Below are 15,965 nucleotides of genomic sequence, written 5' to 3' on the forward strand. Positions count from 1 at the left end.
CCCATAATAACATATATTACCACTGCACATGTGAACAATGTAAATGATTAAAGGAGGAATAAGGAAATGACTTTAATTGATGCGTATATTGAAGAAGTATCTAAAAGACTACATAAAAATAGACGTGAAAACATAAAGCTTGAGCTTAAAGCTACTATTGAAGATATGTTGCCAGAACCCTATTCAGAAGCAGATATCATGAAAGTGCTAAAAGAGCTTGGAAGCCCTGCAAAAGTTGCAGCTAGCTACCAGGATACGCCTCGTTTTTTAATTGGTCCAAACGTGTTTGATCCATACACTAGAACCATTAAACTCGTTTTCCCTTGGGCTATTTTTATAACGGTCATTGTTCAAGTGATTGAGAGAATTTTTCTCTATTCTGGAGAAGAGGCCATGCTCTCCACTATCATTTCAACATTTGCTATGACGATTGTTACCATTATTTCTGTATCATTTCATGTATTGTTCTGGATCACCGTTTTTTTCATCGTCCTAGAACGCTCTGATCCGAGCAAAATTCAATTGTTGCCTTTCTTGAATGACACCAAGGAATGGACACCCGAAAGTTTAAAAATTAAAACCGTTCCTAAGGAAAAAATCATCACTTTAAGTGATACAATTTTTAGCTTTGTAGGGGCTATTATTTTTACCTTTGTTTATTGGAACGCCAATCGTCTTTTAGGTATTTATACAACAAATGGAAATGGTAGTTTAAAATTTGTTATGCCTATTTTGAATCAAAATCTTTTACAATCCTATGCCCTCATCGTCATGCTCTGTATAATTCTTAGTCTTGCCTTAACCTTTTTAAAATGGCGTACTGGGCAATGGACCATGACGATTGCTATCATCAATGCATTACTTCAAAGTGTGGGAACTATTGTATTTATTGTCATTGCTGTTCATCAGGATTTTATCCATAGTGCCTCCATTCCGTACATTGCAGCAATCGTAGAAACTAACAAAGAAAATGTCTCATCTGTCATAGATAAGATCCTGCTTGCCAGTATGATTATTGCTGTTTTAGCCAATGCATTTGATATATATCAAGGATTTAGAAAAGCTAAAATACCAATCTCTAAAAGTGATAAATTGTAAATATATGATTGAAAGCTAATCTCAAATCGCTAAAATACCTTTCTCCTCTAATGTTTTGTATAATAATAAAGTTGGAAATAATTTATATACACGAATAATAATCTGCACAATTCAATTAGAGTAAGGGGAAATAACTATGACCATTCTTCTAGTAGATGACAATCAAGTCAATTTATTTGTCATTGAAAAAATACTGAAAAATGCAGGTTATGAACACTGTGTTTCTCTTTCATCTGCTAATGAGCTATTTGATTATTTACAATTAAATGAACCAAATCCAACCGGAAGCTCAGTTGATTTAATTTTATTGGACATTATGATGCCTGAAGTAGATGGTATAGAGGCCTGCAAACGTATTAAGCAAATTGAAAGATTAAGAGATATTCAAATTATCTTTGTTACAGCCCTTGAGGATAAAAACAAACTCGCAGAAGCATTAGATATCGGGGGCGTAGATTATATTACAAAACCGATTAATAAAACCGAATTGCTTGCTAGAATCCGAGTTGCCCTACGTTTAAAAGCTGAATTAGATTGGCACACACAACATGAAAAGAAAATCCAATATGAATTGGATTTAGCCACTCATGTACAAAGAAGCCTGCTTAGTCCACCTTTAAATGAAAAAGATATTCGTCTAGAAGTCTCTTACTTACCATCCTCTAACTTGGCTGGTGATATGTATTATTGGCATAAAATAGACGATCATCGTTATGCTATTATTTTATTGGACATGATGGGCCATGGTATATCTGCAGCGCTAGTTTGTATGTTTATCTCCTCGGTTTTGAGGGAGGCCGTTAAACAATTAAACGACCCTGAACTTGTTATTAAAGAACTGAATCGTTATATGGCACTCTTACAGGATGGCAAGGATGAAAATCTTTATTATTTCACAGCGATTTATTTAGTAATTGATACGAAACAAAAAACAGTCGAATATATAAACGCTGGTCATCCTGCAGGATACGCCTTAGTTGATGAAGAAACATGTATCCCATTAAATCAAGGTAGTTGCGCAGTCGGCTTTTTCGATGAAATTAAAGTTAAAAAACAATATATTCAATATGAAAAAGATCTACAAATTGTTATGTTTACAGATGGAGTATTAGAGGCAATGGGACCTTGTGAAATAGAATCAGAAAAGCATTTGCAAACGCTAACATCTTCTAAATGGAAGTATACCCAACCTCTGATCGACAACCTATTGCCTAAAGACAAACAAGACAATCAACCTGATGATATGTGTGTATTAATGATTCAAGCAAGTGCTACAGTATAAATAAAAGAAAAGAGGCTACCGAGTGATGGCGGTAGCCTCTTTCTTTTAATCTATTTTCTGGTAAATTCTTTCGTTACCAATAAATTCCCTATAATTCGAAATAACCTCTTCAAAGCGCAATGTTTCCTTATCGCCTAAACATAAAAACCCTTTGTCACTTAGGCTTTCATAAAACAAACGATGGACCTGACTTTGCAGCTGCGGCGAAAAATAAATAAGGACATTTCTACATAAGATAACATGGAATTCGTTAAATGATTGATCTGTCACTAAGTTATGCTGAGCAAAAATAATATTTTTCAATAATGTTGAATGGAAATAAGCATATTGATAATCCGTCTTATAGTATTCCGAAAAAGCATGGGCTCCCCCTGCAAGCATATAATTCTTCGTATATGCCTGCATTTTATGAATAGGAAAAATCCCCTTTTTAGCCTTTTCTAATACCTGCTCATTCATATCTGTTGCATAAATGACAGCCTTGTCTATGAGCCCTTCCTCCTGAAGCAAAATGGCCATAGAGTATACTTCCTCACCAGTTGCACAGCCAGCATGCCAAATACGGATTTCCTGGTATTCACGTAAGGTTGGAATCACTTTTTCACGGAATGCCTTAAAAAAGCTTGGGTTGCGGAACATTTCTGTGACATTGATTGAAAAATCGTTTAATAGCTGCTCTAAAAACGCCTGATCATGAATGACCTTTTCCTGAACGCGAGAAATAGTTGGAATGCTATTTATTCTCATCCTATTAAAAATTCGACGTGAAATGGAAGAACGGTTATATTGCCGAAAATCATAGCCTGATAATCGATAAATAGCCTCTAATAACAAATCAATTTCTAAATTTGTTTGTTTATTCAATTGTATATTTTGCTCCAAAGGCTCAAAATGTTCCATCTTTATATACTCCCTTTAGAAACTAACCATACTCTTAAAACGGATATTAATTGATCTAAATTTAATGGTTTACTAATATAATCAGATGCACCAGCTTGCAATGATTTATCCCGGTCATTCTTCATAGCCTTCGCCGTCAGGGCGATAATCGGTAATTCAGTCCGCTTCATTTGTTGACGAATAATAGTCATTGCTTCATAACCATCCATATTCGGCATCATAATATCCATAAGCACTAAATCAATCTCATGATGAGCTTGCAAAACCTCTAAACATTCAAGTCCATCTTTAGCCACTAAAATGTTCATGCCTCTTGTTTCAAGTGCTGTTTTTAAGGCATAAATATTACGGTTATCATCGTCGACGATTAATATATTTTTCCCTTGAAAAACCTCTACCTCATCATGCTTTAAAACTTCCCTATTATCCTGCGATGGCTCTTCTCTCGGTACATCTTCCTCAATTGTCACAGCTACCTCATTCAAAGCAGCAAGCTTATCGCAATGATCCTCTTCGACTCCATTTGGTAAGCTTGGAATCGTTAACGTAAAGCTACTACCTTGTCCCTCTTCACTTTGCAATGTAATCCAACCACCAAGTAGTTTCGCAAACTCCTTACAAATTGAAAGACCAAGTCCTGTTCCACCATATTTTCGAACGGTAGCACCGTCTGCTTGCTGGAATGACTCAAAGATCAATTGATGCTTGTCTTTTGGAATTCCTATACCGGTATCTGAAACAGTAATTTCTAGCCAATCATCGCTAATATCTTGCATATTACTTGTAAGCTGGCTCTGTGCAAGCTGATTAATCGCTAAAGTTACAGATCCATGCTCCGTAAACTTAAAGGCATTTGATAATAAGTTCTTTATAATTTGCTGAAATCTCTTTTCATCTGTATAGAATACGTCGACAACATGATCTGCCTTTGAAATATGGAAAGCTATATTTTTCTTCATCGCGACAGGTGCAAAAGTATGCTCAATTTGAACAGGTACTTCACTCATATTCACTTCATTAAAGATGATATCTAGCTTCCCTGCCTCCACTTTAGATAAATCTAAAATATCATTAATCAATGCAAGTAAATCCTCACCTGAGGAATGGATAACCTTCGCAAATTCCGTTTCCTCATCTGTTAAGTGGTCTTGGCTATTCTCTGCTAACATCTCTGACAAAATTAAAATGCTATTTAAAGGCGTTCTAAGCTCATGTGACATATTTGCTAAAAACTCAGATTTGTAATTAGAATTAAGTATAAGCTGTTCTGCACTTTCTTCTAATTCTTGCTTAGCCTTTTCTAGCTCACGTGATTTGGACTCTGCCTCTTTCGTTCGCTCTTCAAGCTGCTCGTTAATCATCGTCAGCTCTTCTGTCTGCATTTGTAATTCTTCAGATTGTGTTTGAAGTTCCTCTGATTGAACTTGTAACTCCTCCGTCATTGCTCTTGACTCATTTAATAATCGAACGATCTCCATACGCCCCAATACACCATTTACAGTTAAGCCAAAGGTTTCAGTAACCTGCTTCACTAACTCCTGTTGCAATGCATTAAATTTAGTCATTGTAGCTAACTCGACAACCGCTATAACTTCATTTTCGAAAATAACAGGAATCAATAAAATATGCTTGGGTCTTATTTCACCTAGCCCTGTTCTAATTAAACGATAGTCCTGCGGAATATTATCATAGAATAAAACTCTTTTTTCTAATGCACATTGACCGATTAAACCTTGTCCTACTTTAAAGCTCTCCATACCGACACGATCATCTCCGTCAGCAAAAGCCGCCTTTTTTATAAATAGTACTTGTTCCTCTGCCTCTTCCCGAACATAGAATGCTCCAAGAGACGCCTGTGTTTTCTGTGCCATTTCTGACAGGAAGGTTTCAGCCAATTTCGTAATAGCTGAAATACCTTGATATTTTGTTACAATATCAGCAATATTGGTTTGTAACCACTCTCTCTTCTCTACCGATTCCAATAATATATTGGTTGCATCAGCAAGCTCATTAATTTCATCATTTGTATTCACATGTATTCTTCTCTTGAAATCACCCTTCGTGGCAGCCATTTCCTGAATCGTTTGTGTTACTTCTGTTATAGTTTTGACAATGGAACGGGAAATGCCACTTGCTATAACAATAGCAATTACAGAAACCAAAATTAAAATCCCAAATAGACCACTTGTTAATTGACTATTTTGTTTGTCTAACTGAGCGGCCTTTGCTTGTGTATAAGTATTTTCAGTTGCACGGAATGCATCGAATAATTTGCGCATTTTTTCCATGTCTTGGCGTCCATTATCAACTTTGAAAAATTCCGTTAACGCTTTTGTATTACCGTCCTTTTTATATTGAATAGTTGGCCCACCCGTTGTTTCAACCCAATGATCGATCGTTTCCTCTATCTCTTTCAATTTTTCCTGCTGGGTTGGTTTATCTTTCATTTGCTGATAAAGATCATTAAAATCTATTTTCCAGTTTTCCGCTCCATTATCATAGGGCTCCAGATAACTAGGTTCACCCGTAATAATAAAAGCTCGCTGACTTGATTCCATATCCAATATATATTTTTCAATATCATTGGTTAATGTTTTCACATTAGAGTCGTACTTAATAATAAAATTTCTTTCCTTTTGCAAAGAAGTAATTTGATTATTTAGGATGATCACTGATGCAAGTAAGCAAAGAATGATGATAATATAACCCAATGTAATCTTGGAGCGTATACCCAATTTTAATTTATTTAACATTTGGTTTTCCTACCTTTACCTTTCCTAAACTCTATTTTTGTTATAAATGTGACTAGAATACCATCTTAAATATTCATTTAAAGAAATTTTACGGCTTTAGCATTAATAAGTATTAATTTCTCACATATACATTTTATATTGAACTATTTCTAACTAAGGAGAGAATGCATGTGGACATATTCGTAAGGCCAGGAGATTCACTTTGGCATTTCAGTGAAGTATTTAAAATACCTCTCCCACTCATTTTAGATTCCAATACCAATATAAATCCTCAATTTTTAAGAGTTGGGCAACGCATTCGTATTCCTGGATTTGTGACCATTAACTATCAGGTGAAACAAGGGGATTCCCTTTGGCAAATTGCACAGCGGTATAATCTACCACTTATTGCTATATTACTTGTAAACCCGGGTCTTCATCCAAATCAATTACAGATTGGCCAGATGATTCATATACCACAACGCTTAACATGGCGCTTAATTGACGGTAAACAAAATTATACGTACAACATCATGATGAATGATATTCAAAGGCTAGTTGACGCCTATCCATTTCTTCGCAGTACTACCATTGGTAGCTCCGTTTTAAGTAAAGAAATACCAGAGCTATTAATTGGCAATGGAACTAAACGTGTTCATTATAACGGCTCCTTCCATGCAAATGAATGGATTACTACTCCTATTATTCTAACATTTTTAAATGACTATTTGCTCGCTCTCACTAACCAAAATAATATGAGTGGACTTTCTTTATTTCCTCTTTATCAGCAAACGACCCTATCCGTAGTACCAATGGTAAATCCCGATGGGGTCAATTTAGTCATACAAGGTCCCCCAAATGATGAATCATTAAAAAATCAGCTCATTTCATGGAATAATGGTAGCTCTGATTTTTCTGGCTGGAAGGCAAACATCCATGGCGTTGATTTAAATGATCAGTTTCCTGCCAAATGGGAATTAGAAAGCGCCCGTAACCCGAAAACTCCTGGTCCTAGAGATTATGGCGGGGAAAGGCCTTTGTCTGAGCCTGAAGCCATAGCTATGGCTGATTTGACCAAGCAGCGTGATTTTGCAAGAGTACTAGCCTTTCATACACAAGGTCGCGTTATCTATTGGGGCTTTGAAAATCTTGAACCACCTGAATCAGAGGTGCTTGTTAATGAGTTTAGTCGAGTGAGTGGCTATGAACCGATTCAATCTGCTGGGAGCTATGCTGGCTATAAAGATTGGTTTATCCAAGATTGGCGTAGGCCAGGCTTTACCGTTGAATTAGGAAGTGGCACAAACCCTCTCCCGATAAGTCAATTTGATGATATTTATGAGGAAGCTAGGGGAATTTTTCTTGCAGGGTTATATATGTAGAGGGGTATGATCGTTAACTCCATTTGCTATGAAATTGTCCTTTTGGGCACTTTCTAGCGAATGGAGTTCTTTTATCGTGCTCTAAAAAAAAGAAAATAAATTACTTTGACAGGCAGAGTAATATTTGCTAATATTACTCTGACAGATAGAGCAATAAAATGAAGTAGGTGACTTATGGTTCGCAGTGATATTATCCGAGGACACTTGGATTCGATTATTTTACGGCTCATTTCAGAAAAAGACCGCTATGGCTATGAAATTTCTCAGGAAATAAGTCTCCGTACAAATAATCGATTTCAGATTAAAGAAGCAACTTTGTATGCTGTTTTTCAACGTCTTGAGAAAAAAGAAATTATTGAAGCCTATTATGGAGATGTTTCACATGGTGGCAAAAGAAAGTATTACCGTATTACCTCATTGGGTAAGGCCTATTTAAATGAGTTAGCGAAAGAATGGTCGGAAGTAAAAGAAATTATTGATTTATTTATGGAGGGCGTCGAATGAAGAGAATAAAAAACCATATTGATGAGCTGTTTAAGGGTATTCCTCGCAACAACGAAACGGAAATGGTTAAACAAGAAATTATTGAAAATCTTGAAGAGAAAGTCTTTTATTTGATGGATCAGGGAAAAGAACAAGAGGATGCCATCAATAAAGCAATTGTAGAGTTTGGAGACATAGAAGATTTAAAAAAGGAACTAGGCGTTAAGGTACCTGCTAAGAAAAACATGGCTAAATTAAATTTAGAGTTCTCTCTTTGGGGTAGTGGCTTAATTATTGCATTTTTTATTTTTATTAATCTTTATTACACACCACAAACAATTTGGGCAATCTATCCAATATTCGCTATCCTTTGGTGGCCATTGTCCATGTACTTTGTATGGTCACGTAAGAGATGGGGTGAATAAATATGAAGAATTTTATTAACTTTTCATTAGCTGGGAGCATCATGACAATGATTTTTTTAGGTATCGTCAATTTCACGACATCGCCCCAAACAATGTGGTTTATCTATCCTTGCTTACTGCTGTTACTTTGGCCAATTACGATCATCTGTATGTATAAAAAAATGTATAAACAATATTCAATTATTTGTAGTACGATGATTATCGTGTTTCTTATTATAGAAAACTATATTTACACACCAGATCATCCATGGTTCATTTACGCCATTTACCCTATTGTCTGGTGGCCCATTCTGATGTACTTAGATGAAAAAGCAAAAACGCTAAAAATCGCACTAATAGGCTGTGCTTCTACTATTATTTATTATGCTTTAGTAAACATCATTTTATCACCACAATACCCTTGGGCAATTTATCCTGCATTTTTAGTTATATGGTGGCCCTTAGCCTTATACCATGCTCAACGAAAAACATTTGTGGCTTTCTCCGTCACTGCTACATTATTAATAAGTATCTTTTTTATCATCGTCAATATTGTTTCTTCACCAGGAGTTATATGGGCAATCTACCCTATTTTTGTTACGCTTTGGTGGCCTCTGAGTATGTATTTTTATGTGTATAAAAGAAGAATGTATCAAGCGACATTCGCGAAACGCATGTAAAGGAGAAATCCGATGAAGACATCTATTAATTTTATTAAATATATGGTGATAGTCATTGTACTTTTACTACTATTGATGCTGCTCTTCCCAACATGGACCTCCTCCATAAAAGGCTCAACCAGCATTAGCGCTTTAGAGCAAGTTGAAATTAATGGCACTGGTCATGAAATAATGATCCGAGGTCAGGATAAAGCTAACCCTGTTATTATTTTTGTTCATGGCGGACCTGGCTGCTCTGAAATACCCTACGCAAAAAAATATCAGGATTTACTAGAAACGGAGTTTACGGTGGTCCATTATGATCAGCGTGCTAGTGGGAAATCCTATCATTTTTTCGAGGACTATTCTAATCTTTCTTCTGATTTGCTTGTGGAGGATTTATTAGGACTGACTGATTATATAGCTAAACGACTAGACAAAGAAAAAGTCATCTTAATTGGCCATTCCTATGGTACATATATTGCTACACAAGCAGCCGCTAACGCCCCTGAAAAATATGAAGCTTATATTGGGATAGGACAAATGAGCAATACAATCGAAAGTGAGAACGATAGTTTAAATTTCACAATCAATCAGGCTCAACTGCAAGGCAACAAAGAAGATGTTTTATATTTACAACAGATAGCTGATGCCATTAAAAATGGTACAATGTTTACGCCTAGAAATTACGTAAACAAATATGGTGGTGCTACCAGATTAATAGATAATCCTGATGGAAATATGCTAGGAATGCTGTTCAGTAAAGAGTATAATTTGTTAGATATTATCCGCTATAACTATGGCTTATCCTTGTCTCAAGAGGCTTTATTAAAAGAGGTCATGCAGCACCCCCTTCCAACAAAAGTCCAAAAGCTTGATTTACCCTTCTATTTTTTAATGGGCAACTATGATTATCAAACATCCTCACACGCAGCAAAAAATTACTTCGACCAAATCAGGGCAGAGAAAAAAGAATTTATAGCTTACGAGCAATCTGCACACTATCCACAATTCGAAGAAAAGAAAAGATTCTTTGAATGGATGCACGCAACTTTTAAACAATAAAAGCTTATTTCTTTAGAGATATTGTATTCTTGGAAAGATATATTCACTTGCTATATAATTCAATTATTAAATATTTTAACGGACGTGATTATATGGCTGACAGTCTACATAATGTTGAAATCATTATGAAAGAAATGCTAGAAATACAGCAAAAATCGAAAATGTTTGTAGACCTTTTATCTGAAGGAGAAGCGCTATCACAAAACCAGCTAATCCTACTTCTACAACTTAAAATCAATAGCGGTATGAAAGCGACAGAAATTGCAGATTTCTTTAGTGTGACACCTGGAGCTGTAACCTCTATGTGCGATAAACTGGAAAAACTAGCGCTCATTCAACGAATTAGAGAAAATAATGATCGTCGCGTGGTCAAAATGGTTTTAACAAGTACTGGTGATGAAAAGGTCCAAGAAATCTTTTTAAAATTTTCCCAAGATAAACTCATGGACATGGCCACGATCTTAAGCGAAGTAAACAAGCTAATGAATAAAATCTTTTAGGATTTCAATAAACTTGAAATCCTTTTTTTATTGGTTGGTTCTTGACAAATGGAAGTTGCATATAATTTAATTAATATATATTTTATTTATTAAAATATATATTAATTAAATTATAATGAGGTGACTTTTATGTTTCAAAATCTCCGCACCCTTACACTAACAAACGGTCGTATTAAAAATTTGGATGCTGATTACGAGCAATTAAATATTCGAGGTGCTGTAGCAATTCAACAAGAGGTACGTCTAAAAAAAGTGTCTACTCATGGCCATAGCTCCTTTTATTTTCCTGTTATCGTCCAATCATTTACTAGTACAGGATCTTGTACTTTAAAGGATTATTGCGAAATGGAAGCGCTCATGAATGCCGGAAACATAAAATTATGTAGTGGTCATATTCAAAAGATTAGTAGCTCTGGAAAGCTGTCGGCTGAAGGGAAATTACAGTGCGGGAAGCTCGATGCTATTGGAATTGTAAAGGCTGCAGAAATAACGGCTGAGCATTTTCACTTAAAATTGTCAGGGGAGAGTGAAATTAACCTGTTAACGGCTAAAAATATTTCGGTAGAAAAGGATAGGGTAACACTACTTTCATTTTTGAAGAAAAAATTAAGTTGCCATACTATTAGCGGCAAACACTTGAAACTAGCTTATACAAAGGCAAAAATTGTGGAAGGTGAAGTTGTTATTGTAGGGGAACATTGCCATATTGAAACTCTATACTATTCAGATGACTACTCTGTTGCTTCTAACGCAAAGGTGCAACACATTATACGGAGGGAAAAAGAGTGATATTTCTAAAATGGCTACAAGCTTTTTTTTGTTCATTAGCACTGGTTGTATTATCGGTATTATACGCTGGCCTATTGTTAAGTGGCATTCTTTCCATACTAGCTGGCTTTTTAAGAACATTTGGATTTCATCAAATTAAGATGAGCATCTGGTATGGCGTAGAATTACCTGTTATAATCAGCATTCCTCTATCCTTGCTAGTAGCTATACTGCTGTTCTTTTGTGCAAAATATGTAAAACTTCCTATAACTTTTTGCTTCTCAAAGATTAAAAGTTAATACGAAAGAGCGTTAAAGGAACAGAACTTCAACGCTCTTCTACTAGCTTATTTTGCATGTCTTTACTACCTATCTGGAAGAGGGAACGCATGAAGTAAATTTTGCTATATTATGAGAGTTCTCCTTCAAGAAATTGAATCAGGTACATTTCTGGCCTAGCAAGGAATTCTGTAAAGCTACTTAAATCTGCATATACCTCATGCTCCAAATCGTAACACCCTACCTTTCCCTTTGGGTTCCAAACCAATTGCAAATCAGAGTACTGATCGATAGTGGCTGAAAGACGTAGCATTTTTTGACGGCCAATCTTCATCTCAATTGTATCCGTTAGTTTGAAAAAATCGATGTACTGAATATCATAATTATTGACTGCAAGCTTAAGATGTAATTGATTGCCTGTCAGAAAATGAAGTAGCTCCTTCGGTAATTTATATTTTTTTAATGCATCTTTTTTATTTTCTACCTGATGAAGCTCAGCAGGCTCTAGCTCTTTCAAATATTGAACTAATTCTAAATTTTTTACACTTACTGCAATGGTGTACGCTCTTTCTCCATCTTTCTCCTTCAATGATATATCTGCCCCCCGCTCGACCAAATACTTCACCATTGCTAGATGACCCATACGTGTTGCAACCGTTAATGGTGTCGGCTCATACGGATAAACCATATCGGGCTTTTGATCATTAATATCGACTCCCTGATCAAGTAAATAGGTAACCATATTTTTGTCATAATTTGATACTGCCTGACGTAATACTGCCCCACCATGCTGCTTTATATCAAGCCCGAGTTCATGAATAAGTGGGATATTTTTCTTATTGCCATAGTAGGCTTGCGAGTAGGCACCAGAACCCACACGATTATGTCCATCTAATTTTGCCCCATGTGCAACAATATAGCGAATTATATTTTCTTTACAATATCGAACAGCTCTTAAGAAAGAAGGATTTTGATCAACATTCAAATTAACATGATAGTCGATTAATAGCTTTACAACATCCAACTTTTCAGCAATCAGTGCTAGATCTAAAGGACTTAACGATATGTGTTTACTTAAAATAATCTCTTCTTCAATATCCCAGCCATTGACTTTTGCAGCCTGTAATGCAGCTATATTACTAGAATAGATATGCATCGCAATTTCCGGCATTGCCGGAAATGTTCCGATATCTTTTAATTTAATCATCCCACTTAGCTCCCTTCCTACGTTTATAAAAAAGTATAGAAAATAACACCCTATTAAACAACGGGGCATAATGCTTACAGTTTAATGCCATTCAATGAGCGTGGAAAAAGATTTATATTAAAAAGGGAAACTATTTATCAAAAATTTCCCAGGAAAAGATGACCACAAAAAAGCTCCTAATCGCTAAGGATTAAGAGCTCTTTAAACATCTATATAATTGATCTTTACTTCAAACGAAGTGCTTCATCTGTTGTTGCATTAATTTCTTTTAGAAGCTCTGGGTTTTCTGCTAATGATAAACCGTAAGAAGGAATCATTTCTTTAATCTTTGCTTCCCACTCTTTAATGTGTTGAGGGAAACATTTATTAATAACTTCTAGCATTACATGTACAGCTGTAGAAGCACCTGGTGAAGCTCCTAGTAAAGCAGCAATTGATCCATCGGCTGCACTTACAACCTCTGTACCAAATTGAAGCGTTCCTTTACCGCCTGCTTCTGTATCTTTAATAACTTGTACACGTTGACCAGCTACGATAATATCCCAATCATCACTCTTCGCATTTGGAATGAATTCACGTAATTCTTCCATACGTTGCTCTTTTGAAAGCATAAGCTGTTGGATTAGATATTTTGTTAATCCCATTTCTTTAACGCCTGCCGCTAATAAAGTTGTGATATTATGCGGTTTTACAGAGGCAAATAAATCCATATTTGAACCTGTTTTTAAGAATTTCGGTGAGAAACCTGCAAAAGGTCCAAATAGTAACGACTTCTTATTATCAATATAACGTGTATCAAGATGCGGAACTGACATTGGTGGGGCACCCACTTTTGCTTTTCCGTACACTTTTGCATGGTGCTGTTCAGCCACTTCTGGGTTATTACATGCTAAGAATAATCCACTAATCGGGAATCCACCAATATGTTTCCCTTCAGGAATACCTGATTTTTGTAGTAATTCTAGGCTACCTCCACCAGCTCCAAGGAAGACAAATTTTGCTGAATGATATTCCATTTTACAGCCGTCTAAATCATGCACTCGTACTTCCCATGAACCATCACTAGCTTGTTTTAAACTTTCAACACTATGATTGTAGTTAACATCCACGTCTTTTGCTTTTAAGTGGTCAATTAACATGCGTGTTAAAGCACCAAAGTTAACATCTGTACCAGTGTCAATTTTTGTTGCAGCAATGTCTTCACCAGCTGGACGATTTTCCATAATAAGTGGAATCCATTTTTTTAGTGTTTCAGGGTCATTTGAAAATTCCATTCCTTCAAATAAAGGATTTTGAATCATTGTCTCATGACGTTTTTTTAGAAACTCAACATTTTCTTTCCCTTGCACTAAGCTCATATGTGGTAAAGGCATAATGAAGTCTTGTGGATTATTGATCAGCTTATTGTTTACAAGATACGACCAAAATTGTCTTGAAACCTGGAACTGTTCATTAACATTAATCGCTTTTTTGATATCGATTGATCCGTCTTTTTTCTCTGAAGTGTAGTTCAGCTCACATAGTGCAGCATGTCCAGTTCCCGCATTGTTCAATTCGTGAGAACTTTCTTCGCCTGCTTTCTCAAGCTTCTCAAACACTGTAATTTTCCAATCTGGTGCTAATTCTTTAAGGATTGTTCCCAAAGTTGCACTCATGATTCCGGCACCAATTAAGATAACATCTGATTTTATTTGTCTGTTACTCATTTTTACCTTCCTTATATGTTAAGATTTGCAGAAAGGATGTAAGCACTCCTGCTTTAGAAGTACTGTAAGCCATGGAGCAACCCTCGGAGCACACCATTTCTGTATCAATTATTACCTTATTGCAGTTTATCACAATTAGTTCAAGAATAAAATATCAACTATTTATATGAGAGTTATCAGCTTTTTTCGAGCCTTTATCATCATAATTCAAGCAAAAAACTCACTTTTTATTAGACACAAAACTAGGATATTTTAAGTTTTATGGAATAACGGGCCTAAAAATGGTTGACATTTTCATAAAAAATATATTCTATTTTATTATTATATTTATATAGTAACATAAAAACTGACACGCGTCTCATATCAGAATGAGGCAGATTAACCTTCTATTGGGCTTTTTACATGCCAGCCATCTATACAAAAACCACCCATTTGTTGTAACACATAACTAACCAATGCCTCCAATGATTTCAACATCTGTTCAGCATTGTTCTCTTTCAGGGCATGCAGAAACATTTGTTTAAAGCGCTCATCAGGAAAGGCTGACTTCATATACTTTTGCAGATAGATAGGATCTACAAGATAGGAATGAATTTGATGAATAGGAATTGTATCGATTTGTAAAAACTGACTATACTCCATAAACAAAAAAGCTAATGCATTATGATAAACAAAGATAAAGTCTCCTTTCTCTTGCTCGTAACAATCTTTTACATTATCCAAAGCATCCCATAATCCATATTTTTGTATTTCTTGAACTGTTTTATCAATTGCTTCATAATTTTTCTCTAGCCATGCATCTGCCTCTAATTTCAATTCATTTATTATTCCAGTATAATCAAATAAAATTTGCCCTGTTTGAAATTGTACCATCGACATTGTCCTATGTTTTTTAAAATCATCTTGGAAATAGCGCCGAATTTGACCTGGTGGATTAGCAAAGTATTCGATCAGAAAGCCATCAATTATTTGATTACCCCTTTCTCGCCATGTCACATCATTCGATAAAATAATATGCACATCTATATCAGACCGTTCGGAAGGATTTCCTGTAACATAACTCCCACAAACTAACGCACCTACAACTTCATCTCTGCTCTGCCAATCGTTTAAAAAAAGTTCTAGTGCTTTTCTCCAATTTTTCAAGAACATCCACTTCCCATCTTTATTATGCATTTGTTTGTCGTATTCCATTAACAAAAACAGATACCTAGGATTTTTAATAATTGCTTAGACCTCCTTCAAATAGTGGGTAGAATAAAGAAGGAAAACGAAAAATCCTTCGAGAGTGAACTTCTGGAAGGATTTTGATATGGTCTTTAGCTATTAAAATAAATCAGATAAAAAACTTTGCATAGATGGTGGCAATAGTTGATAGAATAATCCCTCATATTTGATATCGAATATACCCGCAATGATAATGACAACCACTACTACTAATAAAAAGGCCTTCTTATTTTTAGAAATCCACTTCAATAGATTCCACTCCTCTAACTTTATA

The 15,965-nt window shown here is 35.5% G+C and carries 15 protein-coding genes; 9 read left to right on the forward strand and 6 right to left on the reverse strand.

Features of this window, described 5'->3' with window-relative positions:
- Nucleotides 1-66 precede the first annotated feature (66 nt).
- The gene (locus tag ACOZBY_RS16670; RefSeq protein WP_197148766.1) at nt 67-1,098 is read left to right on the forward strand and encodes an HAAS signaling domain-containing protein; all 1,032 of its coding nucleotides are present in this window, start codon (nt 67-69) and stop codon (nt 1,096-1,098) included.
- Nucleotides 1,099-1,234: 136 nt separating this feature from the next.
- A complete protein-coding gene (locus tag ACOZBY_RS16675; protein WP_197148767.1) occupies nt 1,235-2,380 on the forward strand; it encodes a SpoIIE family protein phosphatase in 1,146 nt (381 codons plus the stop codon).
- Between the two features lie 45 nt (nt 2,381-2,425).
- On the opposite strand, the gene ACOZBY_RS16680 is transcribed toward ACOZBY_RS16675, so the two are convergent.
- Both ACOZBY_RS16680 and ACOZBY_RS16685 read right to left on the reverse strand, forming a co-directional pair.
- Nucleotides 2,426-3,280: a CheR family methyltransferase gene (locus ACOZBY_RS16680; protein ID WP_012296145.1), complete on the reverse strand. Its 855-nt coding sequence runs from the start codon at nt 3,278-3,280 to the stop codon at nt 2,426-2,428.
- 2 nt (nt 3,281-3,282) lie between these two features.
- Nucleotides 3,283-6,033, reverse strand: coding sequence for an ATP-binding protein (locus ACOZBY_RS16685; RefSeq protein WP_422762555.1), 2,751 nt, complete (start codon nt 6,031-6,033; stop codon nt 3,283-3,285).
- Nucleotides 6,034-6,203: 170 nt separating this feature from the next.
- Here ACOZBY_RS16685 and ACOZBY_RS16690 point away from each other — a divergent pair, with 170 nt between their 5' ends.
- From ACOZBY_RS16690 to ACOZBY_RS16720, 7 genes are all read left to right on the forward strand, one after another.
- The gene (locus ACOZBY_RS16690; RefSeq protein WP_031416771.1) at nt 6,204-7,394 is read left to right on the forward strand and encodes a M14 family metallopeptidase; all 1,191 of its coding nucleotides are present in this window, start codon (nt 6,204-6,206) and stop codon (nt 7,392-7,394) included.
- A gap of 174 nt (nt 7,395-7,568) precedes the next feature.
- A complete protein-coding gene (locus ACOZBY_RS16695) occupies nt 7,569-7,898 on the forward strand; it encodes a PadR family transcriptional regulator (RefSeq protein WP_012296148.1) in 330 nt (109 codons plus the stop codon).
- Nucleotides 7,895-8,302 carry a permease prefix domain 1-containing protein gene (locus ACOZBY_RS16700; protein ID WP_012296149.1) on the forward strand — a complete coding sequence of 136 codons (408 nt, stop codon included), beginning with the start codon at nt 7,895-7,897 and terminating at the stop codon, nt 8,300-8,302. The genes ACOZBY_RS16695 and ACOZBY_RS16700 overlap by 4 nt, the downstream gene beginning before the upstream one ends.
- Nucleotides 8,303-8,304: 2 nt before the next feature.
- Nucleotides 8,305-8,961, forward strand: coding sequence for a hypothetical protein (locus ACOZBY_RS16705; RefSeq protein ID WP_099805449.1), 657 nt, complete (start codon nt 8,305-8,307; stop codon nt 8,959-8,961).
- A gap of 12 nt (nt 8,962-8,973) precedes the next feature.
- Nucleotides 8,974-10,005 (forward strand): alpha/beta hydrolase, encoded by a 1,032-nt coding sequence (locus ACOZBY_RS16710; protein WP_036165128.1) that lies wholly within the window; start codon nt 8,974-8,976, stop codon nt 10,003-10,005.
- 92 nt (nt 10,006-10,097) lie between these two features.
- Nucleotides 10,098-10,505, forward strand: a complete 408-nt coding sequence (locus tag ACOZBY_RS16715) for a MarR family transcriptional regulator (protein WP_012296152.1) — start codon at nt 10,098-10,100, stop codon at nt 10,503-10,505.
- 129 nt (nt 10,506-10,634) lie between these two features.
- Nucleotides 10,635-11,294, forward strand: a complete 660-nt coding sequence (locus tag ACOZBY_RS16720) for a hypothetical protein (RefSeq protein WP_031416775.1) — start codon at nt 10,635-10,637, stop codon at nt 11,292-11,294.
- 387 nt (nt 11,295-11,681) lie between these two features.
- On the opposite strand, the gene ACOZBY_RS16725 is transcribed toward ACOZBY_RS16720, so the two are convergent.
- From ACOZBY_RS16725 to ACOZBY_RS16740, 4 genes are all read right to left on the reverse strand, one after another.
- Nucleotides 11,682-12,758 carry an ankyrin repeat domain-containing protein gene (locus ACOZBY_RS16725; RefSeq protein WP_036165131.1) on the reverse strand — a complete coding sequence of 359 codons (1,077 nt, stop codon included), beginning with the start codon at nt 12,756-12,758 and terminating at the stop codon, nt 11,682-11,684.
- Nucleotides 12,759-12,982: 224 nt separating this feature from the next.
- Nucleotides 12,983-14,464 (reverse strand): malate:quinone oxidoreductase, encoded by a 1,482-nt coding sequence (locus ACOZBY_RS16730; RefSeq protein ID WP_012296155.1) that lies wholly within the window; start codon nt 14,462-14,464, stop codon nt 12,983-12,985.
- 378 nt (nt 14,465-14,842) lie between these two features.
- Nucleotides 14,843-15,616 carry a nucleotidyltransferase domain-containing protein gene (locus tag ACOZBY_RS16735; RefSeq protein WP_031416778.1) on the reverse strand — a complete coding sequence of 258 codons (774 nt, stop codon included), beginning with the start codon at nt 15,614-15,616 and terminating at the stop codon, nt 14,843-14,845.
- A gap of 174 nt (nt 15,617-15,790) precedes the next feature.
- Entirely contained in the window at nt 15,791-15,940 is a 150-nt protein-coding gene (locus tag ACOZBY_RS16740; protein WP_227256946.1) for a hypothetical protein, read from the reverse strand.
- Nucleotides 15,941-15,965 lie beyond the last annotated feature (25 nt).

Source organism: Lysinibacillus sp. NPDC056220 (genome assembly GCF_049315265.1).
Classification (GTDB): domain Bacteria; phylum Bacillota; class Bacilli; order Bacillales_A; family Planococcaceae; genus Lysinibacillus; species Lysinibacillus pinottii.

Excerpts from the sequence above, each read along its gene's own strand:
- ACOZBY_RS16670 (WP_197148766.1), top strand. The coding sequence starts at position 67 with ATGACTTTAATTGATGCGTATATTGAAGAAGTATCTAAAAGACTACAT.
- ACOZBY_RS16675 (WP_197148767.1), top strand. The coding sequence starts at position 1,235 with ATGACCATTCTTCTAGTAGATGACAATCAAGTCAATTTATTTGTCATT.
- ACOZBY_RS16680 (WP_012296145.1), bottom strand. The coding sequence starts at position 3,280 with ATGGAACATTTTGAGCCTTTGGAGCAAAATATACAATTGAATAAACAA.
- ACOZBY_RS16685 (WP_422762555.1), bottom strand. The coding sequence starts at position 6,033 with ATGTTAAATAAATTAAAATTGGGTATACGCTCCAAGATTACATTGGGT.
- ACOZBY_RS16695 (WP_012296148.1), top strand. The coding sequence starts at position 7,569 with ATGGTTCGCAGTGATATTATCCGAGGACACTTGGATTCGATTATTTTA.
- ACOZBY_RS16700 (WP_012296149.1), top strand. The coding sequence starts at position 7,895 with ATGAAGAGAATAAAAAACCATATTGATGAGCTGTTTAAGGGTATTCCT.
- ACOZBY_RS16705 (WP_099805449.1), top strand. The coding sequence starts at position 8,305 with ATGAAGAATTTTATTAACTTTTCATTAGCTGGGAGCATCATGACAATG.
- ACOZBY_RS16710 (WP_036165128.1), top strand. The coding sequence starts at position 8,974 with ATGAAGACATCTATTAATTTTATTAAATATATGGTGATAGTCATTGTA.
- ACOZBY_RS16715 (WP_012296152.1), top strand. The coding sequence starts at position 10,098 with ATGGCTGACAGTCTACATAATGTTGAAATCATTATGAAAGAAATGCTA.
- ACOZBY_RS16720 (WP_031416775.1), top strand. The coding sequence starts at position 10,635 with ATGTTTCAAAATCTCCGCACCCTTACACTAACAAACGGTCGTATTAAA.
- ACOZBY_RS16725 (WP_036165131.1), bottom strand. The coding sequence starts at position 12,758 with ATGATTAAATTAAAAGATATCGGAACATTTCCGGCAATGCCGGAAATT.
- ACOZBY_RS16730 (WP_012296155.1), bottom strand. The coding sequence starts at position 14,464 with ATGAGTAACAGACAAATAAAATCAGATGTTATCTTAATTGGTGCCGGA.
- ACOZBY_RS16735 (WP_031416778.1), bottom strand. The coding sequence starts at position 15,616 with ATGTTCTTGAAAAATTGGAGAAAAGCACTAGAACTTTTTTTAAACGAT.